This window comes from Brevibacillus dissolubilis (assembly GCF_006170445.1).
Taxonomy (GTDB): domain Bacteria; phylum Bacillota; class Bacilli; order Brevibacillales; family Brevibacillaceae; genus Brevibacillus_B; species Brevibacillus_B dissolubilis.
Map to the genome: position 1 here is coordinate 166,732 of NZ_VCNA01000003.1, position 25,909 is coordinate 192,640.

Consider the following 25,909-nt stretch of genomic DNA (forward strand, 5'->3'; position numbering starts at 1 on the left):
AGGATAAAAAGAGAGAGGAGCGAATATTCTTGTCGAACCAAGCGATTCTTGCCATTGGTCTATTTTTGGTTACATACGGATTCATTATCAGTGAAAAAATCCACCGAACCATTGTCGCGATGATCGGCGGTATTTTGATGATTCTGTTTGGTATCATCACACAGGAGACTGCGATTCATCACGTTGACTTCAACACGCTGGGTCTGTTAATCGGGATGATGATTCTCGTCACGATTACGGCACAGACCGGAGTTTTCAAGTACATGGCGATCAAAGCCGCGAAGCTGGCAAAAGGTGATCCGCTGCGTATTCTGGTGTATATGAGCATCATCACGGCGCTGGCTTCTGCCCTGCTCGATAACGTCACCACCGTGCTTCTGATGGTTCCAGTCACATTCAGCATTGCGCGCCAGCTGCGTGTCAATCCTGTGCCCTATCTGATCTCAGAAATTATCGCCTCTAATGTTGGCGGTACGTCCACTCTGATCGGGGACCCGCCAAACATTATGATCGGAAGTGCCGTGCCTGAACTGGACTTTATGGCGTTTTTGGTCAACTTGGCGCCAATCGCCTTCCTGATCATGGCCGTCACAATCGCCCTGTTCTATGTGATTTATCGAAAACAACTGGTCTCCTCCCCTGAGTTGCAGGCGAAGATCATGGATCTCAACGAACATGATGAGTTAACAGATCCAAAGCTGTTGCGTAAATCGCTTGCTGTACTGGTCCTGACCATCGCCGGATTCGTGCTGCACGGAGTATTTCATCTCGAATCAGCCACGGTCGCATTGACAGGTGCCTTCCTGCTCCTGCTTTTGACTGGTGAGCATTATCTCGAAGATGCCATGACCAAAGTAGAATGGAACACGATCTTCTTCTTCATCGGTCTGTTCGTACTCGTCTCTGGCCTGGTCGAGACGGGTGTCATCGCAATGTTGGCCGAACATGCGATTTCCCTGACCGAAGGCGACCCATGGGCGACCGCTTCCCTGATCCTCTGGCTCTCCGCCATCGCCTCTGCGTTTGTGGATAATATCCCATTCGTCGCGACGATGATCCCGATGATCCAGCAGATGGGCGCACTCGGTATCACTGATCTGGAGCCGCTCTGGTGGAGTCTTGCGCTTGGAGCATGTCTGGGTGGGAACGGTACGGTGATCGGTGCGAGCGCCAACGTAATCGTCGTTGGGATGGCAGCCAAGGAAGGTCACCATATCAGCTTCATGGGCTATTTGAAGATTGCTTTCCCGCTGATGATCCTGTCGATCATCATGTCACACGCATACCTGTTCCTGCGATACTTTATGTAGGAAGATGGAGGTTGGATCATGCTGAAATATGCTTATGATACGAATCTCATTGAGATCAGTGAGACACGTAATGAAGAGGATGTTACGTTTTTGATTGAGGTAAAGTCGGAGGAGATGCGCTCCCGGCTGAAGCAGGTCAGAGCGTATTTTGAGAACAACGATGATTTTACGGATGCGATGTTTTATTCGCGAAAAGGAGCCCATTACGAGGTGATTGTGCAGAACGATCACTATACGGAGTTTTTGACGCAGGCGTTTTTGTATAAGTGTCTGGAGTCATTGGCTTGGGAGTAAGAGTTGTGAGAAAGGCCGTCAGCTATGCATGCTGGCGGCTTTTTTGTTGGTTTTTTGCTTGCTTGGGCGAAGAGAAACCGGGTTCCTATCTTGTTTTGATGGTTCGCATCTGTCCAATCATCAAAACAATAGCCTTGTGATCATGTCTCTCATCGTTTTTTTCCGAATAGAGATAACCTCCTCCTCTGGGACCTCCCCATAGAACTTTCGTATCGACTTGTGATGGGAAAAATAAAAATAAACGGCTCCCAGTAAACTTACGATATAATCTTCGGGATGATCGACCTTCCTGCATTCGCCGTTCTCCACACCCAGCAGATACATCCCCATCACGCCTTCGAAAAAAATGTTCTGTTGATGCAGATGATGAAAAATATCCCGATCTTGCTTAACGCTTTGATCCAAAATGTTCACGAAATAAGGATTGTCATGTAGAAAATCAATAAAATGCTCCATGACCAGAAGCAAGTTATCGCGTATGGATGTACCTGTAGGCTCGATAGAAACCAATAACGCTTTTTCGAATAAGCCATTAATCACAGCCGTATATAACTCTTCCTTGCCTTTGAAATGGTAATAAATGAGGGCCTTATTCACACCTGCAATTTTGGCGATGTGATCGATTCTGGCTCCATCGTATCCTTTTTCCGCAAATTCCTGCAAAGCGGTTTGCAGAATTTTGTCTCTCCCTTGGCTCATATATCGTTTCCTCCGTCTAATCTACATCAATCCGATGTGTTACGTTGCCGATATGATATCTGCTACCTTCTTGGCACTGTCATAGCAAGGCATCCCCAATGCTCCTCTTCCTTCGGTAGAATCTCCAACCAAGTACAGTCCCTTTACGGATCGGCTTTGCAGTGGCAACAGCTTTGCATTCGTTCTTCTCGCTATTCCGTTCACCATCGCTCTGTTGATGATGCGTTTGCTTACCACGTATGTTTCCCATCCCGGATAGACGTGGTGGAGCAAATGCTCGATTGCACGTTGAGATGCCTCGGCGTGGCTATCGTCTGCTTGCTCCTGTTCACTTAAAAATTTCAAACCGTTGATCAACTGTCCGCCTGCCGGGGCAGAAGAGGCATTATTTAGGCTGTACACATTCAGATATAGACCTCCATCTAAGTCCAACAGGTTGCTGATATCGCCACGCATCTTTTTGGAAAGCATGAGATCGTAGACATACACATAATGGGCCGGTTGATTCAAATAACCGTCAAACTCGTCTGCAAGGTCAGGATCATGGAGAAGCTTACCTAACGCGTTCGGTGGAGCATTCAACACCACTTCATCGCATTCATATGGTTCTCCCCCACATACCACACCTTTCACCTTACCTGCTTCGATGATCAGATCCGTGACTTGTTTCCCGTAAAGAATGCTGCCCCCATGATTCGTAATGACCTGTTGCAATTCATTTAAGAGGAGGTCATATCCCATATAGCTAAGGGGCTCATTCTTCTCATATTCCCGCGCAGTCAGCTCTACAAAATGATTCATGGAATACCAATCGAGGGCACCGTCGTAGACCGACAACGCCGCATAAGCGGTAAGAACCTTGGCGATCTCTGGGTTATGGATGTTTTCCCGGATCCATTGGCCTACGGACATCGTTGGCAAAAAGTCTGAGGCTTGCTTTACCATTTGATAAAATTGCTTCAAACAAAGGATGTGATTGAAAAAACCAGAAACCGCAGGAGAAGTGAGCGCCCCGAAGCCAAGTGGGCTGGAAATCACCTTGCCGTCCTTAAACAGTTTGAATTTGGACAAGCTCGCCTTTTTATAAATCATCGGCAACTCAAGCTCACGGATAATGGATTGCATCATTTCCTGTTTGGGTGCTAGTACCGCATGGGCTCCATAACTCATGGTAAAACCGTTTTTCGAAATCACGTGGCTCCTTCCCCCAAGAATTGGCGAACGCTCCATTACGATAACCTGGTTCCCTCTCTTCGCCAATAAAGCCGCTGTTACTAAACCACCCAGACCTGCTCCAACCACAACCACTTTTTTCATATGTCCAACCTCCCATGGGTTAAACTAACTATTTAGTCTAATTTTATTGAGGTTGATCTGCGGTTGCAATAGTCAGACGAGTTTAATTATGTACACTTTGGTAATTAATATAAAAAGGTCCGTCCCAGCTGTGTCGTCTGGTCCGGACCTTTTTGCGGTACCCAATCACTTTGTTTAATTTAATTAAAATTACGTTAATTAACACGCGATCTTATTCACACTTGACCAGCCAGATCACTCTGCGAGTAATAGTTCACAGGCATGCCTTTTGCCTGAGCATACTCGATCTCTTTTCTCGTACTTTGTCCGATATAACCGTCGACATCGATCACAAAAATCTCATCGGCCATGTCGATCTTGCGGAGGTGGATTTTCTCGAACATGGCTTCCTGCTCCGGGGTCACTTGGATGTTTTCGCTTTTTTCGAAAAAGCCGACGGTCAGGACGACGTGGCCTTGGAGGGTGAGTGCGGTGCTCGCTTGTTCGAATTGGGGTTTGAAGCGGGTGGAGCCACATAAGGTGATTACTTTCATCGTAGGCATTCCTCCTGGATGTCTTGAAGTCCAGACATGGTATCTATATAGTGGGGATTGAGTTCAAACGTTATTTATCATGGACGTAGCCGCGTGGTTGTCAGAGAAAAATCCTCCCTCTCACAGATGAAAGGAAGGATTTTTTCAAAATCAAGCTCGAAGCTGTTTACACGAGATCAACGTTTACTCGAACACGCTCAAAATCTCGCTTACATCATTCAAAATAAATTCTGCGTTGGCGTTCTCGAACTTTTCGCGCGCCGCTTGTCCGGAGAGACCGGTCAGAGTAGCGGCGAACAGACAGCCGATGGAGCGGGCAGCAAGCAGGTCAGCAGGTGAGTCGCCGACGATCAGAACCTCGCTTGGGTTGGTGATTGGGAGTGAATAGTTGATGGTATCTGCGATAGGTCTGTCTAAGCCGAGCAGGCCGCGTACGTAGCAGTGTGGATGCGGCTTGGAGAGTGGTGCCTGATCGGGGAACTCAGACTCTGCATCGAGCACATGGCTGGCAGTCACGACACGGTTGGCATCGAAGAGGTCAAGCAGGCCAAGCTCACGCAGTGGAACATGGGTCTCGATGGTTGGACGGCCTGTGCCGATCCCGAGGGTAAGACCTTTTTCTTTAAGGGCGAGGAGAAGCTCGCGCACCTTCGCCGGCTCGACGATGGCGATCTCATCTTTGAGGAAGCCTTTTTTGCCAGTGGTGAAGGTCGGGCGGCCGATCGAGTCAGCTACGAGGTCGTCGCCGAGGTACCACTCCTGGAAGGTCTCTTGGCACAGATTCCACAGCTCACTGTTGCGGGAGAAAATGTTGGTGGAGACGCCAAGGCGCTCTTCTGCGATGGTGTTGAGGTAGAGCAGCAGCTCGGATTTTTGTGCGGAGCCTTTGGCAAAATCAGCGGTAAAAGCCGCATAGTCGATCTCAAACGCAGGAGCGTCCGTCCGAGCCAGCTCAGCGAGACGGGACAGCTGTGGACGGTTGATCTGCCCTTGGATCAAGGCGGTGATCTCTTCGGCATGTGCCGGCTTCAAGCTCTCACAGAGACGGATCAATTGATAAGAAAACGTAAGGTAGACCATATCCCAGTTGGAGTTGATCCCACGGGATTTGATGAAGTTGAGCACATCATCCTTGGCAAAAACCGTTTCGCGGACCGCACGGATTTTGGCTTCTTCCGGTGCCGGAGCAAACGTATCTCCTGCCAGACCGAGATAAGACGGATTATGCAAAAGCTCCCATACACAAAGCGCAGAAGCGTCAAAATAACGCTCTTCACTCAAAAATACGCCATCAACGTCAAACAAGATCGTTTTAATCAAACTCTCCACTCCCCATTCCTTTTCCAGTAGGTTTTTTGGTTTCTTCCTGTTTTTCTGGTGATTTCTCTCTAGCTGATCGGCAGTTCGATGGTAAACGTGGTTCCTTCTTTCAGCTTGCTTTGCACGCTGATGCGTCCGCCATGCGCTTCCACGATGTTGCGGGCGATGGCAAGACCCAGACCCGTACCGGCGCGGCCGCGTGTGCGTGCTTTGTCTGCTTTGTAAAAGCGCTCAAACACGAACGGAAGGTCTTCCTGTGGGATTCCGCTGCCCGTGTCGCTCACCTCGATAATGACCTGCTCCTCTTTGCTAAGGGCACTGATACTGACCATTCCAGACTTCGGTGTATGGCGCATCGCGTTGTCGATCAGATTGGTCAACACCTGTTCGATGCGGTCTGGATCGATTGAAATCAGTTGAATTTTGCTATAGTACTCCAGCTGCAGCGCGATATCATGCTCGCGTGCAAGACTGGTGAACTTACGTTGGATTCGTTCGAGATACGTTTTAAACTCGATCTGCTCTTTGTGCAGCTCGACATGGCCGGCTTCCATACGGGCAAGGGTCAAAAGTTCATTGACCAGCTTGCTCATGCGTACAGACTCATCATAGATGATTTTGGCCAGCTCTTTATGCTCTTCTGGTGTCGCGGCAATGTCATCGACAATCGCTTCGCTGTAGCCCTGCAGCATCGAGAGCGGCGTACGCAGCTCATGTGAGACATTGGCGACGAAGTCCTCGCGCAGCTTGTCCATCTTGCGCTCCTTGGTCATGTCACGCAGTACGGCTACCGCACCACGGACCTGATTGCCGTCATAGAGCGGGGTCATCAGAATCTCCCAGTTGCGGCCTTGGATATCTCCGCTTTCCTTGATCTCCTGCTCCCCTGCCAGTACCCGCTTATAAAGAGTCTGGAGTCCGGCACTTTTTCGCTCGTACTCCAAATCGCGCAGGAAGCTGTCAGCCGGTGGGTTGCTCAGGACGATTTTGCCTTCTGCATCCAGCATGATCACACCGTCTGCCATGCTGCGAAGCACGCTTGCCTGTTGTTCCTTTTCATGTGAGAGTGCAGGAACGACTTCGTTCAGACGGTTCGCCATGGATTGCAGAGAAGACGCCAGCTCACCGATCTCATCATTGGAGCGGATCGAGATCTCGGCATGGAAATCCCCTTCCGCGATACGGTGGGCTGTCTGGCGCATCTGACGCAGCGGGAAGGTAATCCGCGACGACAGGAAAAAGGCAAAGACAGTCGTCAGGATAAAGGCGATCACACCTACGACAAAAATCAGCTGGCGGATCTCCAGAATCGTACCATTGAAATCCTCCACCGCTTTGTACATGATGAGTGCACCCGGTTTCCCACCCGCGGCCTCCAGCGGAACCGCGACAGCGAGAATCTGCTGATTAATGTCCGGCGAATCAGCCCTATAACCCTGAAATACGATGCGGGCTGGGTCTGGATGCATGCCCATCAAGGCTTCGTCGAGGTTGAGCTCTTCGCTTTGAATCAATTTTTCGATGTTGACCTGTGGCAATTGGGATTCACTGGTGCTGTCGAAGGCGACATGTCCCTGCTGATCATCCACCATGACTAAGCCGGTACGGTAGATCGAGCCTACCATTGAGGCAGAGTGCAAGAGGATCCGCTGGTCATTGGTCTGTTGGACACTCGCAGCCAGCTTTTCTCCCAACCGCTTCAGTTCATCGGATTGTTTATGAAAATAGTAGCTGTCAAATGATTGCACGATCAACAAGCTGAACACCGTAAGCACGACAGCAAACAAGGCAATGATGGTAAGCCACAGCTTGCCGACTACACTGCGAAAGATGATCTCCACTTATTTTGGCACCTCAAGCTTGTAGCCTACACCCCATACGGTCGCAATCATGTTGGCCGCTTGCGGGGAGACCTTGTTCAGCTTTTCACGCAGACGCTTGATATGGGTGTCAACGGTACGCAGATCGCCGAAGAAGTCATAATGCCAGACATCCTTGAGCAGCTCCTCGCGGGTGAATACCTTATCAGGTGAAAGTGCAAGATAGTGCAAAAGCTCGTACTCTTTTGGTGTCAGGTTGACTTCTTGCCCGTTGGCTGTCACCTTGTGTGCATCATGATCGATGGTCAAATCAGGGAAGACGATCACAGAATGGCTGGTCACCACCGGATCGGTCTTGAGGAAGGCGGTCGCAGATGCGCGGCGCAGGATCGCTTTGACACGGAAGACCACTTCACGCGGGCTGAACGGCTTGACCACATAGTCGTCCGCTCCGGCCTCGAAGCCATGCACACGGTTGGTCTCCTCCCCCTTGGCGGTCAGCATGATGATCGGTGTCGCTTTGTGCTCACGGATGCGCTGGCAGACTTCAATTCCGTCGATTCCAGGCAGCATCAGGTCGAGCAGGATCGTGTCATAATCAGAGGCGAGCGCCATCTCCAGCGCCTGTTCGCCATGCTCGGCTTCATCGATGACGAAATTTTCTCTTTCTAAGTACATTTTCAAAAGACGTCTGATGCGCTCTTCGTCATCCACAATTAAGATTTTTGCTTCTTTCTCCACAACTATCACCCCAGAGTCAATTCATACTGTACATGTTTACAAGAATAAGCCAAAAAGCTGGTCAAAAACCAGCTTTTTTTTCCATTGATCTTACACACCTGCATAGGAGTGAAGCCCTGCAATCACCAGGTTGACCACGACAAGCGTGATCAGGATAATCACGAACCCGGCAACCGCCATCCATGCAGATTTGACACCCAGCCAGCCTTTGGAGAGACGCAGGTGAAGGTATGCACTATAGAACAGCCAGACGATCAGTGCCCATACCTCTTTCGGATCCCAACCCCAGAAGCGGCCCCATGCTTCGTTCGCCCAGATCATCGCAAAAATCAACGCACCCAGCGTAAAAATCGGATAACCGATGGCAATCGCACGGTAGCTGATCTCGTCGATCAATTCAGGGTCGATATCGTCAAGCGTAGGCTGCATCGCCGCAGCAAGCCGCTTGCGGAGCAACAGACGGATCAGTCCGTACAGAACGACACCTGATAAAACAGACCAGATCATTGTATTTAATTTGCGGGCCGCGTCTTTCCCTTCCATGAAGCCCGGTGCTTCAAACAACGGCGTGATCGGACCCGGTTGGACGATTTTGGATTCCTGTGGAGCCACAATCGCAGGCAGCTTGTATTCTACGGTCAGCATACGCTCCACGACGGTCGGCTCATCTGCCTTGTACTGCGGGAACTCAAACACGGTCTTCTGATTGAGGTTGGCAAAAACAGTCGACACAATAATGAAGCCGACCATCATCAGCACGACACTGATGACGAATTCAAGCCATTTGGTTGATTTGGTAGAGACCTGCTGCGGCACGGTGCGGATCAGATACATCAGACCTGACGCAAAGCCTACCGCGAGAATCCCTTCCCCGAGTGCGGCGGTGGTGACGTGAATCTGCAGCCAGTAGCTTTGCAGCGCCGGAATTAACGGCGTAACCTCTTTTGGGAAGACACTCGCATACGCCAGCATGATTGCAGCCAACGGAACGGCAAACGCACCGAGGATGGTCATCCGGTAGATTCGATACAGAATCAAAAAGCCGATGACGATACAGTAGGACAGGAATGCGATGAACTCAAACATGTTACTGGTCGGGCTGTGTCCCCCTGCGATCCAGCGAATCGCGACATAGCCTGTCTGAGACAAAAAGCCGATGAAGGTAATCGCGAAGCCGATGCGTCCAAAACGCTGCTGATGCTCTTTCGGATCGCGGTTGGCCCACTTTTTCCCGGTGATGGCGACCGCATATACGATGGTCGAGACCAGGTATAGCACAAATGCAAGTAAAAGTAAGTTGTTACTCAGTTGAATCAAGTCGGACGAACCTCCTTCTCCTTTTTGGATTTTTTCTTGTCAACGTCTGGTGCAACGGTTATCGGAATCGGAAGTTGGAGCGGTTCGATGATCTGGTTGACTTCCTGACGCAATCCGAACCAGTTTTTGTTGGTATGACCTGCCAGATAGAGGCGGTCACCCTCCCTGTGGAACCAGATCCGGCGGTGCTGCCAGTAGAAGCCCATGACCAAGCCGACCATGGAGATAAAGCAACCGAAATAGATCAATGGAATCATCGTGTCTTTACGTACCATCAGACCAGTGACATCAAGCAGGTCTGGTTTACGGATGGCCAATTCATAGACAGGATTGGTTTCATTGGAGATCAGTGAGCCGGAGACGTAGACGAGCTTCTCTTTCACCTTGCCGTCAGAGACCTCCAAGGCGACCATCGGGTTGTTCGGTGCGCTTGATTTGGTAGATGGCATCCCGTTTTTATCCATGAAGAAATCTGGGTAGTAATCGAGCACGCGGACGGTGATGCCTTCGCCCACCTTTTGCTCGGCAGCCGGTTCGTACAGGTCGACTTTGATCTGGCCTACGCGTTGGTTGTTGGTACGGTTAACCAGGTCAAAATTGAGTGCGCCCAGCTCCATCTCACGTTTACCGGATTGGTAGTAGGAGATGCTTTCATGGGTCAATGGGTGGTTGACGCGTACCGAGCCTTCTGTCACTTGCGTAAGCTTCGGCGGTGCGCCTGCTACCCCTTCGTTTTCGTTGAGATAGATGATGAGCTTACTCTCGAAGTTTTTCGGGATGACTTCCCCTTCTTTGATCGGCAGATCTTGCGCGAACTCGTCTTCGGAGTAGTATTCGGTCTTGTACTCTACGTTTTTCACATAGTAAGGTGTGTTCGGTACAGAGATGGTCTGTCCCTCGCGCACCCAGACGAAATCGTCCATATAGAAGCCCGGCACACTGCGCAGCAGAACGCCCAGCAGGAACAGGATTAGACCGACGTGGTTGATATAAGGACCCCAGCGGCTGAAACGGGCTTTTTCCCCCATGAGAGAGTCGCCGTTCTGGAATACGCGGTATCCTTTTTTCTTCAGTCCTTCTGCGGCCTTCTCCAGAGTTTCACTTGTGTTGAAGGAAACGCCTTCATCAGTGACACCGTGCATCTTTTGCCCGAGGTAAAAGGACAAGTGCTGATTGAGACGCGGTTTTTTCAGTGCTTTGTACAGCGGAATGATCCGGTCCAAGCTACAGATGACAAGCGACATCCCGATCATCACGAGCAGGGTGACGAACCACCAGGACGAGTAGAGATTATGGAAGCCTAAGAGATAGTAGAGATCCCCAAGCGTGCCATAGGTGGTGCTGTAGAACTGGGCGACGCTCTCCTCTGTCGGTACGGGAACCGGGATATAGCGCTGCTGCGGGAAAATCGTACCCACCCCGGACGCAATCAAAGTGATTACGATGAGGATAATAGCGATTTTGACGGAAGAGAAAAAGTTCCATACTTTGTCGATCGGTGATCTGGTGTTGATTTTGGAGCGGCGTGCCATCCCCTCATAGCGCATACTCGGGAATTCGGGAGCTTGTGGGTCCTGAGTCTGGATGTATGCTTCTGTCGGCTTTCCGCAGGCTTCACAAAGGCGCGTACCGACCGGGTTCGTATGTCCGCATTCACATTTACGAGTATCATTCATAGGATTTCCTCACTTACTACGGCTTGATTTTCTCCACCTTTTCCTTGATGATTTCTTCACTCATCGGGCCGACGAATACGTCTTGGATCTCGCCGTCCTTATCGATGAAGTAGGTGGCTGGGATGGAGCTGACTTTATAGACTTTGGTTACCTCACGCTTTGGGTCCATCCAGATTGGGAATGTCACACCCATCTGTTTGGCGAACTGGGTAGCGGTGATCTCGGATTCACCGATGTTCAGACCAATAAATACGACTCCTTGGTCTTTATAGGTATGCCACATCTTCTCAAGAGCAGGCATCTCCTCTTTACAAGGCTCACACCAGGAACCCCAGAAGTTGACCACGACGCCTTTTCCACGCAGATCGGTCAGCTGTACAGACTTGCCGCCTACCTCTGTCGAGTAAAAGTTGGGCGCAGTGTCGCCTTTGCCGACGACATCGTCCTGGGAGAGGCTGGAATAGATCGCAAACACCAGCGCAGCTACCAAAACACCTAGGATCGCCACGCGTATCGGCGTACGGTTTTCTTTATTCATGTTGGTATCCCACCTATCTTGCATACATTACTTACTATTATAGCGTAGTGCAACAATGTGACCGCCGACATATTTTGACCAAGTTTTGAACAGTATGTCGGTTAGCGGTTCACTTTGACTAATTCTTGCTTCAGACGGGTCACTTCTGCTGCTGTCAGATGACGGTATTTGCCCGGCTTAATCCCCTCCAGGTTCAAAAAGCCGACACGAATCCGCTCCAAGTGAATGACCGGATGCCCAATCGCCTGACACATCCGGCGTACTTGGCGGTTGCGCCCCTCATGGATGGTCAGCTCGATCAACGTGCGGTTACGGGACGGATCGCTATCGAGAATCCGCGCCTTCCCGGGTGAGGTCATGCCGTCGTCGAGCATGATGCCTGTTGCAAGCTTTTCTACTTTTTCTTTACTAGGATTGCCTTTTACCCATGCGCGGTAAACTTTGTCAATCTCATAGGATGGGTGGGCAAGCTGATTAGCCAATTCTCCGTCATTGGTCATGATCAAAAGACCGGACGTATCGAAGTCAAGCCGGCCTACAGGATAGACGCGTTCTTTTATGTCTTTGACCAGCTCGACTACCGTGCGGCGGCCTTGTGGATCGCTCGCGCTGGTGATGACTCCGGTCGGTTTGTTCAACAGTATGTATACATGCTTCTCTTCCGCAATCGGCTTGCCGTCCACAGTGATGTTGTCCTGTGTCGGATCAACCTTGGTCCCAAGCTCCTTGACTGTCTGCCCGTTGACCTGGACGCGGCCGCCCAGGATCAGTTCCTCACAGGCACGGCGTGAAGCGACTCCGGCGTGAGCCAATACTTTTTGCAATCGTTCCATCTGTTCCATGTATGTAATGACACCCCCACAACATGATACCCATAACTATCAGTGTGGACAAGAATAAAAACAAAAAAACTTCCCTGTGGTAAGAGAAGTTTTCACAAAAAGATCAGATAGCAGACGATGATCGACGCGATGACCCCCATCAGATCCGACCACAGCCCCACTTTAAGCGCATACATGCCATTACGGATGCCGACTGCGCCGAAGTAGACGGTCAATACATACAGGGTGGTGTCAGTACTGCCCTGCATCGTGGAAGCGAGTCGCCCGAGCATCGAGTCTGGGCCATATTGGGCGATGATGTCTGTCGCGATGGCGAGCGATCCGGTACCAGAGAGCGGACGGAGCAAGCCAAGCGGGACGATCTCAGGCGGGACATGCAAAAAGCTTAGTACCGGAGCCATCGTCGAAAGCAGCATATCCAAGGCCCCCGACTGGCGGAACAGGCTGATCGCCACCATCATCGCAACGAGGTGCGGCAAGATTTTGATCGTGGTGACGAATCCGCCTTTGGCACCATCGACGAATGTTTCGTACACAGGCACTTTTCTGAAATATCCATACACAAGAATGAATGCGATCAGGACCGGAATGGCCCAGAGTGAGATGAGGGAAACCAATTGGTACAAGCCAGCCACTCCCCCCTAGCGAAGTTTTCGTCTATATCGAAAGCGATACCAGCGGTCTAAGCCCAAGGCAAAAATCGTGGCAATAAACGAGGCAAGCAAAGTGGTACCGACGATCTCCACCGGGTTCTGGGAGCCGTACTGGATGCGGATCGCGATCATCGTGGTCGGAATCAGGGTGATGCTGGCCGTATTGATGGCAAGCAGTGTACACATCGCAGGTGAGGCAATCTCTTTGTTGGTATTGAGCTTCTGCAGCTCCTCCATCGCTTTGATCCCCATCGGTGTGGCCGCATTGCCCAAGCCAAGCAGGTTGGCACTCATGTTGGACAGGATGTAGCCGAGTGCGGGATGACCTTTTGGCACATCGGGAAATAAAAAGCGGACGAGCGGGGACAGAAGTCGTGCGAGCAGTTCTAATAGTCCGGCTTTTTCAGCGATGCGCATCATCCCCATCCAGAAGATGAGGACGGAAAGGAGACCGAAGCAGACGGTGACGCCTGTCTTCGCTCCTTCGAATGTCGCTTGACTGATGACATCGATTCGCCCGTTGACGGCAGCGACGACAATGCTGATGACGATGAGGACAAGCCAGATGACGTTAAGCATGGAGGACTCCCCCTGCCATAATGTTCCATACATAGGTCCACATTTGCTTGAAGCGGGACGCTGATTTGTCGGTCTTAAAGGTCGGGGATGCTTCCCCTACGGTCAGCGGAATTCTGCCGATGACGTCCTTGCCCAGATAAACGTTCAAAAAGCCGACATGCTCACCCACCATGCTGGTCGTGAGATTGCGGTCAAACAGACTGATCTTCGAGGTGACTTGATTCACTTCCCCACTACGGAACGGGTAGGTGAACTCGTTCATCGTAGTCAAAACCAGGTTCTCCTGCTGACGGTTGATCGTCATCTCTGGATCGACCGTATCGCCTTTGCCAATCACCTTGACCTGCTGATACTGCTGGAAGCCAAAATCCAACAGCTTGGCGTGGTCATCCCAGTCATCTGGTGCGTTGAGCGTGATCACCGCCAGTTGACGTCCATCACGGGTGGCCGATGATGCCAGACAGCGTCGGGCCAGCTTGGTGTAGCCGGTTTTGACCCCGTCCGCTCCTTTGTAGAGGTGGAGCATCTTGTTTTTGTTTTGCAGGCGGCGGTCCCACTCCTCCCCTTCCCAGGAGATCGTCTTCACCTTAGTGCCGACGATTTCGCGGAAAATCGGGTTTTTGAGTGCGTACGCCGAGAGTTTGACCATGTCTTCTGCGGTTGAATAGTGCATGTTGGAGTCATCGAGGCCGTGCGGATTGGTAAAATTGGTGTGGGTCATGCCGATCATCGATGCTTTTTCATTCATCAGATGGGCGAAGCCTTGCACAGAGCCGCCCACATGCATCGCAATCGTCACAGCGGCGTCATTCCCGGAGCGAAGCATCAGGCCGTACAGCAGGTCTTCAAGTGTCAGCTTCTCCCCTTTTTTCAGGTAGATCGACGAGCCTTCTGTACCTACAGCCTGCTGCGGCACGGTCACGACATCCTTGATATCAGCTGACTCGATGGCGACAATCGCGGTCATGGTCTTCGTCAGACTGGCGATTCGCATGCGTTTGTCCGCGTTTTTGCGGTAGAGAATCCGTCCTGACGCCACGTCAATCACTGCTGCGGCTTGAGCCGAAACGTATGGTGCTCCTGCCGCTTCCGCCCTGCTGGCTACCCCGATTGGTGCAAGGATCATCTGCAACAAAAGAAAGACGACGAGTACGCCAGATGTTCGGTTCAGGTATTTCATAACTGCCTCCCCATACTTGGATTGAAACCAAACAGCTTCAAAAAATGGTTTGTACCAAGTATATGGAGACGAGTCCCCTGTTATACCCAAACTAGTCCGACTACTTGTCGCCTTCAGTTGGAAGCTCGCCTTTATTGGTAAAGAGGGCTACTGCCTCTTCTGGTTCTGTATCTAATGTGATGTTGATCGGTGGCTCTGGCAGATCAGTCAGTTCTCGCAGACCGAAATATTCCAGAAATTCTTTGGTCGTACCATACAAAATCGGGCGTCCAATCCCCTCGGCCCGTCCAACTTCTCTGATCAGCGTCTTGGAGATCAGTGTGTTGAGCGCCTTCTCACATTTGACCCCGCGGATTTCTTCGATATCAGAGCGGGTGATCGGCTGCTTGTACGCCACGATCGCCAACGTCTCCAGAGCCGCTTGGGACAGCGAGGAATGGCTTGGGGAAGTGGCCCACTTTTCAAAATACGGTACATGCTCAGGCAGCGTGGTGAATTGATAAGCACGTGCCACCTCGACGATCTGAAGCCCGCGTCCCGTCCGGCGGAAGTCGGCCTTCATATCTTCGATCAGATCCACGATCGTCTCTTCCTCCACTTCCATGATCTCTGCGATCTGCTTGGCTTCAATGCCCTCATCGCCCGCCATGAAAATAAGTCCTTCGATCACACTTTTCATTTTGTCGTAATCTATCATGGTGTCAGATGTTCCTCTCCTTTGGGTTGGTTCTCGCAGATCAGGATGTCCGCAAACAACTGATTCTGGACGCACGTGATCGCCTTGGTCTTCATCAGTTCCAACAGGGCCAGAAAGGTGGTGACAACCTCAGTGCGTGTAACCTGCGAGGAAAACAGCTGGGAAAAGCGGACCATCCCGCCCCCCACCTTGATCAGCGTGCGGATTTCTTTCATCCTGTCCTTGATCGAGATCTCGTCGCGGGAGACCTTGGTGATCGGGTCCTTGGTATTGATGCGGTTGAACGCTTTTTCCAGAGCGGCCAACAGGTCGTAGAGCGATACGTTGAGCACCGGCTTCTCTTCTTCGCGGACATATGGTGTCAGATCTTCCGCCGGGCGGGTGAAGACCTGTGAGCGCCCCGTCTCCATCTCGCGAAGCTGTTCGGCCATCTGTTTGAACTTTTTGTATTCGAGAAGGCGCATGACGAGCTCGTCGCGCGGGTCGGCCTCTTCCACATCCATATCAAAAAGCGGCTGAAACACATGCTCCTCCTTGCGCGGCAGAAGCATTTTGCTCTTGATCGAAAGCAGTGTGGCCGCCATCACGACGAACTCGCTGGCGATTTCCAGATGTAATTCCTGCATCGTATGGATCGTCGAGAGGTACTGTTCGGTGATCTGGGCGATCGGAATATCGTAGATGTCGACTTCGGCCCGGTCGATGAGGTGCAAAAGCAAGTCCAGTGGACCTTCGAACGAATCCAATTTGATACTGTATGACACGTTGTTCTCGCCTGCTTTCTGATAAGTACTTCGCTCGGTTCCACATCATCGGTATGTTGGTTTCGTATCCTACATACCCAAAACGATGCTGCTTAATATGTCATCCATGATTTTATACGCATAGGCAAATGGTACATCAATGATAGACCGCATCGGCGGAAGGAAGATCAGCATCAACAAAAGCCATGGCCCATAAATGTCTAACTGGTAAAAAAAGCGTTCCCATCGGCGTGGAGCAAGGTAACGGAAGATCTTGGAGCCATCCAGCGGGCTGATGGGGAGCAAGTTAAAAATAAACATCGCAACGTTAATAATGAAGGAGAAACGCAGGGTCTCATAAATGGCAATTTGCACTTTTTCGTGCATGCCGCCAAATGTATCATGGGAAGCGGTGTAATAAAAAATAATCCCAAAAAGAAACGCCAGCACAATATTCGTAAACGGCCCTGCCGCGGACACCCATACAATCCCCAGACGCTTGTTGCCACGGAAATTCAATGGATTAATCGGCACAGGTCTCGCCCAACCGAATGGTCCGAACAGGATCAAAATTAATCCAAACGGATCAATGTGGGGAATCGGATTAAGGGTAAGCCTTCCTTGGTTTTTCGCTGTATCATCACCGAGTCGCCATGCCACATAAGCATGTGCCCACTCATGCACAGAAAATGCAATCACAAACGCTATTAATCGAAACGGCACTGTGGCCCAGTCAAAATGAAATAAATCCACGAGGCAAGCCCCCTCTATGTATCGGTCAAAGTGTGTTCAGCAAGTTTATCCATCAAAAAGAATCTACTTACTAGAATACCAATTGAAAGGCAAAAAGAAAAGCCCCGCATCAAGCAGAGCTTTTCTTGGTGATGTGGATGCGGGTAAGTCTAAGCCCCTCTATCTCTTTAAGCGTAAAGGTCCAGCCGTCATGATCCCGGCTTTTGCCAGGTATTAATTCGACCAGCTCAATCGAAAGCCAGCCCGCCACGGTATCTGCATCTGTCTCAATATGAATATCGAGCAGTTCCTCAAGGTCTCGGATCAGGACCTTCCCGTCTACAGAATAGTGGTCTTCCGAAACCTTCTGGACTGGGGCAAGCTCATCCGTGTCAAACTCGTCGCGGATTTCACCGACGATTTCTTCCAAGATGTCTTCCATCGTCAAAATACCGGCTGTACCGCCATATTCGTCGATCAGTACGGCAAGACCAGCCCGCTCTTTTTGCATGCGGGACAGTACGGTCTTGATCGGGATCGAATCGGTCAAGAACAGTACCGGACGGATGAAGTCTTCTAGCTTCAAATCCTTGTTGTCTGCGTATTTGATAAACATCTCTTTCATGTTGACCATCCCGATGATATGGTCCTTGTCCCCCTGTACGACAGGGAAACGGGTATATCCCTCTTTTTTCATGATCTCGAAGTTTTCCTTGAGAGTCAGATCGGTATACAGACAGACCATCTCGGTGCGCGGAACCATGATCTCACGGGCAATCCGCTCGTCAAACTCAAAGATGTTATTCACATACGTGTACTCGGTTTTATTGATTTCACCGCTCTCCAGACTCTCAGAGAGGATGATGCGCAGCTCCTCCTCAGAGTGGGCTACATCGTGTTCCTTCGCAGGCTTGAGACCCATCATACGGATGATCCAACCCGCAGAACCATTGAGCGCCCAGATGAACGGATACATGATTTTATAGAAAAAGAGCAACGGCTTGGAAAGCAGCAGGGTGATTTGCTCTGCTTTTTGAATCGCCACGGTCTTCGGGGCCAATTCTCCCACTACGACGTGCAAAAATGTGACAGATGCAAAAGCAATGATAAAAGAAAGTGTCGTCGCTACTGCCTCTGAGAGACCAAACTCTTCAAACAGCGGGTGAAGCAAATGCTCGACGGTCGGCTCACCCAGAGCACCCAGACCGAGGGCTGTAATGGTAATACCCAACTGACAGGCTGACAGGTAGCCGTCTAAGTTGGCCAAAACTCGTTGTGCAGCTTGTGCGCTGGTGTTGCCCTCTGATGCAAGCTGGGCAATCTTCGTGCTGCGTACCCGGATCACAGCGAATTCTGCTGCTACGAAAAAAGCAGTCGCGGCAATCAAAATCGCGACCAAGGTTAAATTAATCAAACTCTCCAATTCAGTCCCGTAAAAAACGGGATTCACCTCCACGTGGGTTACAATGTTTTTATAGTCTGTTACAAATAGGTTATACGTATCAGCTGAAAGAAAGTTTCAAAATAGTTTTTCCTGATGTCGGGCTGGATGAACCGCTCCTATAAAAAGAGGGAGCCATGTACGGCCCCCTTCTTTTAGGCGAATGGATTAGAGTACAACTACTTTCTCCATTTTGTCGCCTTGCTTGATGTTGTCTACGTGCTCCATGCCTTCGGTTACTTTACCGAATACAGTGTGTACACCGTCAAGATGCGGGAATGCATCGTAGCAGATGAAGAATTGGCTTCCGCCTGTGTCTTTACCTGCGTGCGCCATGGAGAGAGCGCCTTTTACGTGTTTGTGCGGGTTGCCTTTGGTTTCACATTTGATGGTGTAACCAGGGCCGCCAGTACCTGTACCATGTGGGCAGCCGCCTTGTGCGACGAAGCCTGGGATCACACGGTGGAAGTTAAGACCATTGTAATAGCCTTCGTTAGCAAGCTTCTCAAAGTTAGCTACAGTACCAGGTGCTTCTTCATTGTAAAGCTCAAGCGTTACTTCTTTACCGCCTTCGAGCGTGATTTTCGCTGTTTTCATATGTATAAAACCCTCCTCAAACAAATTCTACTCTATCTTAATCCATTCGTTCGGGTAATAGCAAGTTTTCACACAGGAAAGAGGCACTTGTTAGATGGACACGGTCTGTTGTTGGAGGATGGCATCGGAAATATAATTCGTCGTTGTGGATTTCTTGGCGATTTTTTTGATAGAAGCGGCCCGCTCGGCAATTGCTTCGACCGATTGGAAACTGCCCTTCCGGTAATAGACGCCCGCCATTGACATCGTCAGACTGGGTGGATTCTCCCCTGCCCGGCTGCATTTGCTCATGATGTCTGCAAAATAAGTCGAAAACGTCGAAATGATATAATCGGTGATCAGATGTACCCGGTCTGGGGTGGTAATCATGATAAAATCGTCCCCGCCGATGTGACCGATAAAATCTGTCTTATTGCCATAATCGCGGATGCACTCGCGCAACATCTGGGCGGTGCGGGAAATGATCTGGTCTCCCACCTCAAACCCGTGTTGATCATTAAAGTATTTGAATTTGTCCAAATCACAGTAGATTACGGTAAAATCAACCCCGTGCTTCATCCGGTCGATCACCTCCCGCTCGATCCGGACGTTCCCCGGAAGACCTGTCAACGGATTGGCAAAGGTAGCCAGCTCCAGCTTGATCGTGGTCATTTTGTCGAGCAGGTTCTGGACGGTGACGATGCCTAAGTACTTGCCTGTCTCGTCACAGATGATCACCACGTCATAGAGGTGGTAGGTGTCGCGTGCCATCGCGCGGCGGGCCACATCGTCTATCTTGTCTGTTGTGCGTACAATCAGAGGGTTTTTGTTCATGATTTGGGCTACGGAGCGCTCATAGTAGAGCGGGATACCGTACTGCCCGCCGAGTGTGCGGTAGAGCGCCGTGCGCATCAGGAGACCGACCGGCTTATCTTGCTCAAGTATGATAATGCTCTCCACCCGTTGATTCTGCTCAAAAATCTGATGAACCTGTCTGACCTTGGTGTCCCGCTCGACGCAGACGGCTTTGGTCAGGATCTCGGCTACCTCCGGCGTATCGTAGGCATCCTTGTAGGAGTCCATGCCGCGAAGCTTGTCTTGGGTCACCCGGATAAAATTCATCGCGTTGCCGTCGACGAGGGTGAGTCCCTTTTTCGGCTTGCCGAGGTAGTAGCCCTGTCCGTACGAGACCCCCAGCTCGATCAGCGTCTCCAGTTCCCGCTCGGTTTCGATACCCTCCGCAATGATTTTGCACTTCACCTTGTCTGCAAACTGGACGAAGGTCTCCAGCAGAGCCTGCTTGATCGAATCCATGTCGATATTGCGGATAAGCGACATGTCCAGCTTGATAAAATCAGGATAAATCTCGGCAATTGACTCCAGACTGGAATACCCCGCGCCCGCGTCATCGACGGCGATTAGGTAGCCTTTTTTGCGGTATTCCTCGATGATCTTGCGAAACACGGCGTAATTGCTGATCGCGTGCCGTTCTGTGATTTCAAATACCACATTGCTTGGCGCAAGCCCCAGCTCCTCCAGCATGTTCGTCACATCGCCGCGCAGGATATATGGGTCATCAATCGAACGTGGATCAAGGTTAATAAATAATTTTTGATTCGGCTTTAAAAAACGCACCTGTTCGAGCGCACGCTTGCGGCAGATATGCTCCAGCCGAAATACCGTGTCCGTCTCCTCTGCATACGAAAACAGTGTCGCCGGTGAGTAAAACGGACTGTCCTCAGGTCCACGCGCCAATGCTTCCCAGCCAAGCGGCTCCCCATCCCGCAGTGAGACGATGGGCATGTACAGCATATGGACACTTTCATTGTTAAGCAATCGGTGAAACTGTGACACGTACGTATATTTGTCCGAGGTTAAGCCATATTTGGCCATATGCACCGCATGTTTGACCGAGGTGTACATTTCTTTGACAATATCAATGCCCGGAATCGATGCATAGCCAACATGCAGCCGCATCTCTTCCCGGATAAAGTTCATGATATGGTGGTTGAGCATCAACTCGACCTGATGTTGAAAGGAGATGGATAACAGCCGGAAATCTTCCTCTTCACACCCTTTGGGGAATGCCACATAAATCGCAAAATCATCTCCCCACAGCTTCTGAATCGCCAACAGCTTTCCTTTGATCTCAAAAATCTGTTTGGCCGCTTGTGCGAGTACTTTTTCAAAGCGCAGCAAAATCCGCTTGGCTGCCGTATCTCCATACCGGTTCTCAATCTCCGTCAGCCTGACAATATCCACGTAAAACAGCATGACAACCGAGCCACGCGAAATCTCCTGGCCGATGGTAGTCTTGAGACGAAATTTTTTATTCGACATGACAAACGGGGTTGGACGCAGTGCAGACAACCAATCCATCCAAGAACTGAACATGGGAAATCGTGCCTCCTTCAGTGACTTGTTAATTATCGCAAGTGTTCTTGAAGGCTATATTAAGGGAGGGTAAAAATTGAGTGTTGTCCGTTTTACGCGCTGTGAGTGGTGTGGGGGACTTCGGCAGTCGGCCATCTGCTTGCTTTGTTTGAATCCCTTCGTAAGAAGGGAAAACTGTCCGCTGCGTAAAAATCCATGGCTATGTGCGGGGCAAAAACATCTGGGTGGTTCAGGAAGTGAGACTGTTTGCCCCTGGGTGGATTCGGGGAAGAATGTTCGCCATGGATTTTTACTTCGCTAGGTCGGGATTCAAAAGAAGCTCGCTGATGGCCGACTGCCGAATCCCCCTGCCAGCCGCAGCGCGTAAGAACAACAATCTATTTTTATGAGGGATGGGGATGAGGGAAAAGAAAAAAAGAAGAGGAAAAGACTAAAACAATGAATAATGAAGAGAAATGGGGCTATTCAACAGTAGAAAGATTGTGGGATCGCAGGGATTTTGGATCGTATACTTTAGAGGATACTTCGGGATGAACACTGGAGCCTTGGCAGTTTGGCTTATGATCCTTTCGAAATTTTATCTATGTATGTGACTCGGAAAGCATTATTATTTCCTCCACAGCTGGCAGGGAATTCAGCAGTTGGCAAGCCGTAAGCCTCTTTTGAACCTCTCCCCAGCGGAGAAAAAGTCTATGGCGCCTTTCCTTCTACGAATCAACTCAGGGGCAAACAGTCTCACTTCCTTGAAACACCCAGATGTTTTTGCCCCGAACATAGCCATGGACTTTTTCGGAGCGGACAGTCCCATCCCCCTCGCGGGGTTCAAACAAGGCAAACGGATTGCCAACTGCTGAATTCCCCTCCCACCACACAAAAAATAAAAAAGCTTCCTCCCCATCAAAGAGAGAAAGCCTTTCAATCAGTCGAAGTCGAATCAATTATCGCTGCAGACTCGCACGCTTAATCACACGGTCATTTTTCACAATGTCCGCATAGGTCTCGCGCTCGACTACAATCTCCGCTTCCCCATCGCGTACGAAGACAACAGCCGGACGGGCAATACGGTTGTAGTTATTGGACATCGCGTAGCCATACGCACCTGTGCTGGTCACGGCGAGGATATCACCCGGACGCGCGACAGGGAGCTTTACATCCCAGATCAGCATGTCACCTGACTCACAGCATTTACCGGCGATCGACACGAGGTCGTCTGCTGCTTCATTCATGCGGTTCGCCAGAGCAGCTTCATAGACCGCTTGGTAAAGGGCTGGGCGCAGGTTGTCCGTCATACCGCCGTCGACGGCCAGGTATTTGCGGACGCCAGGGATTTCTTTGGTAGAGCCGACACGGTAGAGTGTGGTTCCCGCATCACCGATGACACTGCTGCCTGGTTCGATCCATAGTTCTGGTAATGGAATGTCACGCTTGGTGAACTCTTCACGTACTTTGGAAGTAATCGCCTTGACATAATCTTCAGGCTGAAGCGGAGTGTCGCCTTCCGTATAGCGGATGCCGAAGCCCCCGCCGAAGTTGGCTACGGTACAGGTGAAGCCTGTTTTTTCCTTCACTTCCTGCAGGAAAGCAGCGACGCGCTCAACCGCCATCAAGAAGCCATCCGTCTCAAAAATCTGGGAACCGATGTGGCAGTGCACCCCGAGCAGCTCAAGTGAATCAGCAGCCAGAGAGGTCTGGATCGCACGCAGCGCCTGATCGCTGATAACGTCAAAGCCAAACTTAGAATCCTGTTGACCTGTCGAAATATATTCATGCGTATGGGCCTCAACGCCTGGCGTGATCCGAAGCAGAACCTTCGCCACTTCCCCGCGTTCCATCGCAAGCTGGTTCAGTAATTCGAGTTCATAAAAGTTATCCGCGACGAAGCATCCGATTTTGGCATCAAGCGCCATCTCGATCTCTTCGATGGATTTGTTATTCCCGTGGAAATGGATGCGGTCCGCCGGGAAGCCTGCTTGCAGTGCGGTATAAAGTTCCCCTGCAGATACCACGTCAAGCGACATACCCTCTTCTTCCACCAGCTGGCACATAGCCATGGTGCAGAACGCTTTGCTCGCATAGGCTACTTGAAAAGAGAAGCCGCTGTCACGGAAAGCATTGATGAATGCACGACACTTTCTGCGGATAAGCTCCTCGTCATACACGTACAGTGGTGATTGGAATTCCTCCACCAGGTTAACCGTGTCACAACCGCCTATTTCCAGGTGTCCTTTTTCATTGATTCGACTCGTGCCATGCAAATACATGTTACGTTTCCTCCCCCAGTTGTGAGCCATATCTCCTACTTATAAAAATAAAACAACTGACGAGTTTACGCCAGTTGTCAAAACGTCTATCCTGTAGAACTATGTCAGCGTATGTCGTATGCTTGTCCTGCGTTGAATTTACCTTTTACTATAGCACAGGATTGAAGCACTGCCAATAGGAAGCTTCTGCAATACATGTTATTGGCGTCGGTAATCCTTGGGACGGACGATACTTGGACGCGTGTTTTGAATCGGGATTGCCATTCGGATTAAAACGTTTTTGATCGCCTTGTAGTTGAATGGGAAAAGCGGCCAGAGGTACGGGGTGTCGAGGGAACGGGTGAATGCAAGCCACAGAATGACAAAAGCAATACCTGCCATCATACCCGGTAATCCAAATATTCCTGTGACGATGATCAAGAAAATACGTACCAAGCGGTTAGCCAGGGCCAATTCATAGCTTGGGGTCGCATACATCCCGACGGCAGCGATAGAGAGATACAGGATCACCTCAGGAGCAAACAGCCCGACATCAACTGCGATTTGACCGATCAGGATGGCCGAGATCAAACCAATCGCGGTCGCAAGAGGTGTAGGCGTATGTATCGCTGCCATACGTAACATATCAAGACCCAGTTCGGCAATGATGAATTGGACCGGGATCGGGATTTTGCCGGATTCCTTGATCCCGAGGAAATTAAGCGACTCTGGAATGTGATGTGGATTCATAACGAGGAACATCCACAACGGCAGCAGGATGATCGAAGCGATAATCCCCAGGAAGCGAACCCACCGCAAGTAAGCCCCGATAACCGGTGTCTGGCGGTATTCCTCTGCGTGCTGGACATGGTGGAAGTAGGTGGTAGGTGTGATCATCACGCTTGGGGAGGTATCTACATAGATGAGGACGTGTCCTTCCAACAGATGAATCGCTGCTACGTCAGGACGCTCGGTGTAGCGGATTAGCGGGAATGGATTCCAGCTTTGACCGATGATGAACTCCTCCACTGTCTTTTCGGCCATGGGAATTCCGTCGATATCAATTCGATCAATACGCTCTTTGATTTTGTCAATCAATTCAGGGTTGGCGACGTCTTTGAGATACGCGATCGCCACGTCGGTTTTGGAACGGTTCCCGATCTGCTTGATTTCAAAACGCAGACGTGGGTCACGAATCCGACGGCGTGTCAGGACAGTGTTCATCACCAGTGTCTCGGTGAAGCCGTCATGCGCACCGCGTACAATCCGCTCCGTCTCCGGCTCTGCCGGTTGACGCCCTGGCAAGGTCTTGGCATCGAGCATCAGGCCGATTTCTTGACCGTCGATCAGCATGCCGACCTGTCCGACGAGCAGCTTATCAAGGAACTCGTTGGCTGTCTTTACCTTCGCGATCTGGAAAAACGGGATGAACTTCTGAACAAACTGGTTGATAACGCCTTCGTCGTTAAGCTCGCGCTCTTTTACATCGTTGAGGTCTTTGAGGATCTGGGTGATGATGTTACTGTCCGCAAAACCATTGATGTAGTACAGCAACACGGTTTTACCGGCGATGCTCAGCTCATGCACCCCAACGTCAAACGAGCTGCCAACCCCAAGCTGTGCGTTGAGATACGTCCGGTTGACTTCAATATTAGGCGTGATGGGCTGCTTCTCTTGCTGTTTCACTGCCATGGTATTCGCTCCTTTCTAGTATCCAATCAACCGCCTTGCGCGTGATTGGACAACCTTGGCGGATATGGTCCTTCCCTTGCATTTTGCCGATATCACCGATCCCGATGACATTGGGGATATTGTACTTGTTGAGAATATCCACCGTGTCACCATAGATCTGGTTCTCCAAGTCTTCGTCCATAAATCCGTCTTTGTCGACCGCCTCATCTATAATCCGGCCTTGGTTGTCAATCGAATAGCTGACATGTGTTCCGCTGACCCATTTGGTATTGGAGGCAACGGCAATCGCACCGAGGATCTCTACGTCGGGGTGGGTAATCACATATTCCATCGCCTGCTCCCCGTTGCCTGTACTGCGGTTGCCGTTATCATCAAACATGACCAGCACAGGATCATTGACGGCCTGTTTGATTAACTCCACCACTTGCTTGCCAGAAAGCGGGGTGGGATTGCCGGCCGATAGCGAAATACAGCGTCCGCCAATCTGCTTGGCGATCTCCTCCACTGCTTTTTGAGCGATGTAGTCGCCGTCTGTGATAATGATCACTTTGCGCTTCGTGTCCATTCAAGCCACC

General features: G+C 50.6%; 24 protein-coding genes. 2 read left to right on the forward strand and 22 right to left on the reverse strand.

The window, feature by feature from the left end; genetic code table 11:
* Positions 1-29 precede the first annotated feature (29 nt).
* Together FGI41_RS06840 and FGI41_RS06845 are read left to right on the forward strand one after the other, a co-directional pair.
* The gene (locus tag FGI41_RS06840; RefSeq protein ID WP_139489219.1) at positions 30-1,310 is read left to right on the forward strand and encodes an ArsB/NhaD family transporter; all 1,281 of its coding nucleotides are present in this window, start codon (positions 30-32) and stop codon (positions 1,308-1,310) included.
* Between the two features lie 18 nt (positions 1,311-1,328).
* Positions 1,329-1,604: a hypothetical protein gene (locus FGI41_RS06845; RefSeq protein ID WP_139489220.1), complete on the forward strand. Its 276-nt coding sequence runs from the start codon at positions 1,329-1,331 to the stop codon at positions 1,602-1,604.
* A 120-nt stretch (positions 1,605-1,724) separates the two neighbouring features.
* Here FGI41_RS06845 and FGI41_RS06850 read toward each other — a convergent pair whose 3' ends face one another.
* The 22 genes from FGI41_RS06850 to spoVAEA form a co-directional block, all read right to left on the reverse strand.
* Positions 1,725-2,303, reverse strand: coding sequence for a TetR/AcrR family transcriptional regulator (locus tag FGI41_RS06850; protein ID WP_139489221.1), 579 nt, complete (start codon positions 2,301-2,303; stop codon positions 1,725-1,727).
* A gap of 39 nt (positions 2,304-2,342) precedes the next feature.
* The gene (locus FGI41_RS06855) at positions 2,343-3,620 is read right to left on the reverse strand and encodes a phytoene desaturase family protein (protein ID WP_139489222.1); all 1,278 of its coding nucleotides are present in this window, start codon (positions 3,618-3,620) and stop codon (positions 2,343-2,345) included.
* Between the two features lie 215 nt (positions 3,621-3,835).
* Positions 3,836-4,153 carry a TIR domain-containing protein gene (locus FGI41_RS06860; RefSeq protein ID WP_139489223.1) on the reverse strand — a complete coding sequence of 106 codons (318 nt, stop codon included), beginning with the start codon at positions 4,151-4,153 and terminating at the stop codon, positions 3,836-3,838.
* 183 nt (positions 4,154-4,336) lie between these two features.
* Positions 4,337-5,473 carry an HAD family hydrolase gene (locus FGI41_RS06865; protein WP_139489224.1) on the reverse strand — a complete coding sequence of 379 codons (1,137 nt, stop codon included), beginning with the start codon at positions 5,471-5,473 and terminating at the stop codon, positions 4,337-4,339.
* A gap of 68 nt (positions 5,474-5,541) precedes the next feature.
* Complete coding sequence (locus tag FGI41_RS06870) at positions 5,542-7,314, reverse strand: ATP-binding protein (protein ID WP_139489225.1); 1,773 nt, start codon at positions 7,312-7,314, stop codon at positions 5,542-5,544.
* Positions 7,315-8,034 carry a response regulator transcription factor gene (locus FGI41_RS06875; RefSeq protein WP_139489226.1) on the reverse strand — a complete coding sequence of 240 codons (720 nt, stop codon included), beginning with the start codon at positions 8,032-8,034 and terminating at the stop codon, positions 7,315-7,317.
* A 90-nt stretch (positions 8,035-8,124) separates the two neighbouring features.
* A complete protein-coding gene (gene ccsB, locus FGI41_RS06880; protein WP_139489227.1) occupies positions 8,125-9,351 on the reverse strand; it encodes a c-type cytochrome biogenesis protein CcsB in 1,227 nt (408 codons plus the stop codon).
* Positions 9,348-11,027 carry a cytochrome c biogenesis protein ResB gene (resB, locus tag FGI41_RS06885; protein ID WP_139489228.1) on the reverse strand — a complete coding sequence of 560 codons (1,680 nt, stop codon included), beginning with the start codon at positions 11,025-11,027 and terminating at the stop codon, positions 9,348-9,350. The genes ccsB and resB overlap by 4 nt, the downstream gene beginning before the upstream one ends.
* A gap of 16 nt (positions 11,028-11,043) precedes the next feature.
* A complete protein-coding gene (gene resA, locus FGI41_RS06890) occupies positions 11,044-11,565 on the reverse strand; it encodes a thiol-disulfide oxidoreductase ResA (RefSeq protein WP_139489229.1) in 522 nt (173 codons plus the stop codon).
* 101 nt (positions 11,566-11,666) lie between these two features.
* The gene (locus FGI41_RS06895; protein ID WP_139489666.1) at positions 11,667-12,398 is read right to left on the reverse strand and encodes a pseudouridine synthase; all 732 of its coding nucleotides are present in this window, start codon (positions 12,396-12,398) and stop codon (positions 11,667-11,669) included.
* 101 nt (positions 12,399-12,499) lie between these two features.
* Positions 12,500-13,033: a spore maturation protein gene (locus tag FGI41_RS06900; RefSeq protein WP_139489230.1), complete on the reverse strand. Its 534-nt coding sequence runs from the start codon at positions 13,031-13,033 to the stop codon at positions 12,500-12,502.
* Between the two features lie 15 nt (positions 13,034-13,048).
* Positions 13,049-13,639 (reverse strand): nucleoside recognition domain-containing protein, encoded by a 591-nt coding sequence (locus tag FGI41_RS06905; RefSeq protein ID WP_139489231.1) that lies wholly within the window; start codon positions 13,637-13,639, stop codon positions 13,049-13,051.
* The gene (locus FGI41_RS06910) at positions 13,632-14,819 is read right to left on the reverse strand and encodes a D-alanyl-D-alanine carboxypeptidase family protein (protein ID WP_139489232.1); all 1,188 of its coding nucleotides are present in this window, start codon (positions 14,817-14,819) and stop codon (positions 13,632-13,634) included. The genes FGI41_RS06905 and FGI41_RS06910 overlap by 8 nt, the downstream gene beginning before the upstream one ends.
* A 100-nt stretch (positions 14,820-14,919) precedes the next feature.
* Positions 14,920-15,513 (reverse strand): SMC-Scp complex subunit ScpB, encoded by a 594-nt coding sequence (gene scpB / locus FGI41_RS06915; protein ID WP_139489668.1) that lies wholly within the window; start codon positions 15,511-15,513, stop codon positions 14,920-14,922.
* Entirely contained in the window at positions 15,513-16,280 is a 768-nt protein-coding gene (locus FGI41_RS06920; RefSeq protein ID WP_139489233.1) for a segregation/condensation protein A, read from the reverse strand. Before FGI41_RS06920 ends, scpB begins: the two co-directional genes overlap by 1 nt.
* Before the next feature lie 69 nt (positions 16,281-16,349).
* Positions 16,350-17,012, reverse strand: coding sequence for a site-2 protease family protein (locus FGI41_RS06925; protein WP_139489234.1), 663 nt, complete (start codon positions 17,010-17,012; stop codon positions 16,350-16,352).
* 109 nt (positions 17,013-17,121) lie between these two features.
* Positions 17,122-18,405, reverse strand: coding sequence for a hemolysin family protein (locus FGI41_RS06930; RefSeq protein WP_255298358.1), 1,284 nt, complete (start codon positions 18,403-18,405; stop codon positions 17,122-17,124).
* A gap of 195 nt (positions 18,406-18,600) precedes the next feature.
* Complete coding sequence (locus FGI41_RS06935; RefSeq protein ID WP_139489236.1) at positions 18,601-19,029, reverse strand: peptidylprolyl isomerase; 429 nt, start codon at positions 19,027-19,029, stop codon at positions 18,601-18,603.
* 90 nt (positions 19,030-19,119) lie between these two features.
* A complete protein-coding gene (locus tag FGI41_RS06940) occupies positions 19,120-21,402 on the reverse strand; it encodes an EAL domain-containing protein (protein ID WP_255298359.1) in 2,283 nt (760 codons plus the stop codon).
* A 938-nt stretch (positions 21,403-22,340) separates the two neighbouring features.
* Positions 22,341-23,663, reverse strand: a complete 1,323-nt coding sequence (lysA, locus tag FGI41_RS06945; RefSeq protein WP_139489237.1) for a diaminopimelate decarboxylase — start codon at positions 23,661-23,663, stop codon at positions 22,341-22,343.
* A 198-nt stretch (positions 23,664-23,861) separates the two neighbouring features.
* Positions 23,862-25,334 (reverse strand): spore germination protein, encoded by a 1,473-nt coding sequence (locus tag FGI41_RS06950; RefSeq protein ID WP_139489238.1) that lies wholly within the window; start codon positions 25,332-25,334, stop codon positions 23,862-23,864.
* A complete protein-coding gene (spoVAEA, locus tag FGI41_RS06955) occupies positions 25,294-25,899 on the reverse strand; it encodes a stage V sporulation protein SpoVABEA (RefSeq protein ID WP_139489239.1) in 606 nt (201 codons plus the stop codon). Before spoVAEA ends, FGI41_RS06950 begins: the two co-directional genes overlap by 41 nt.
* Positions 25,900-25,909: the final 10 nt, after the last annotated feature.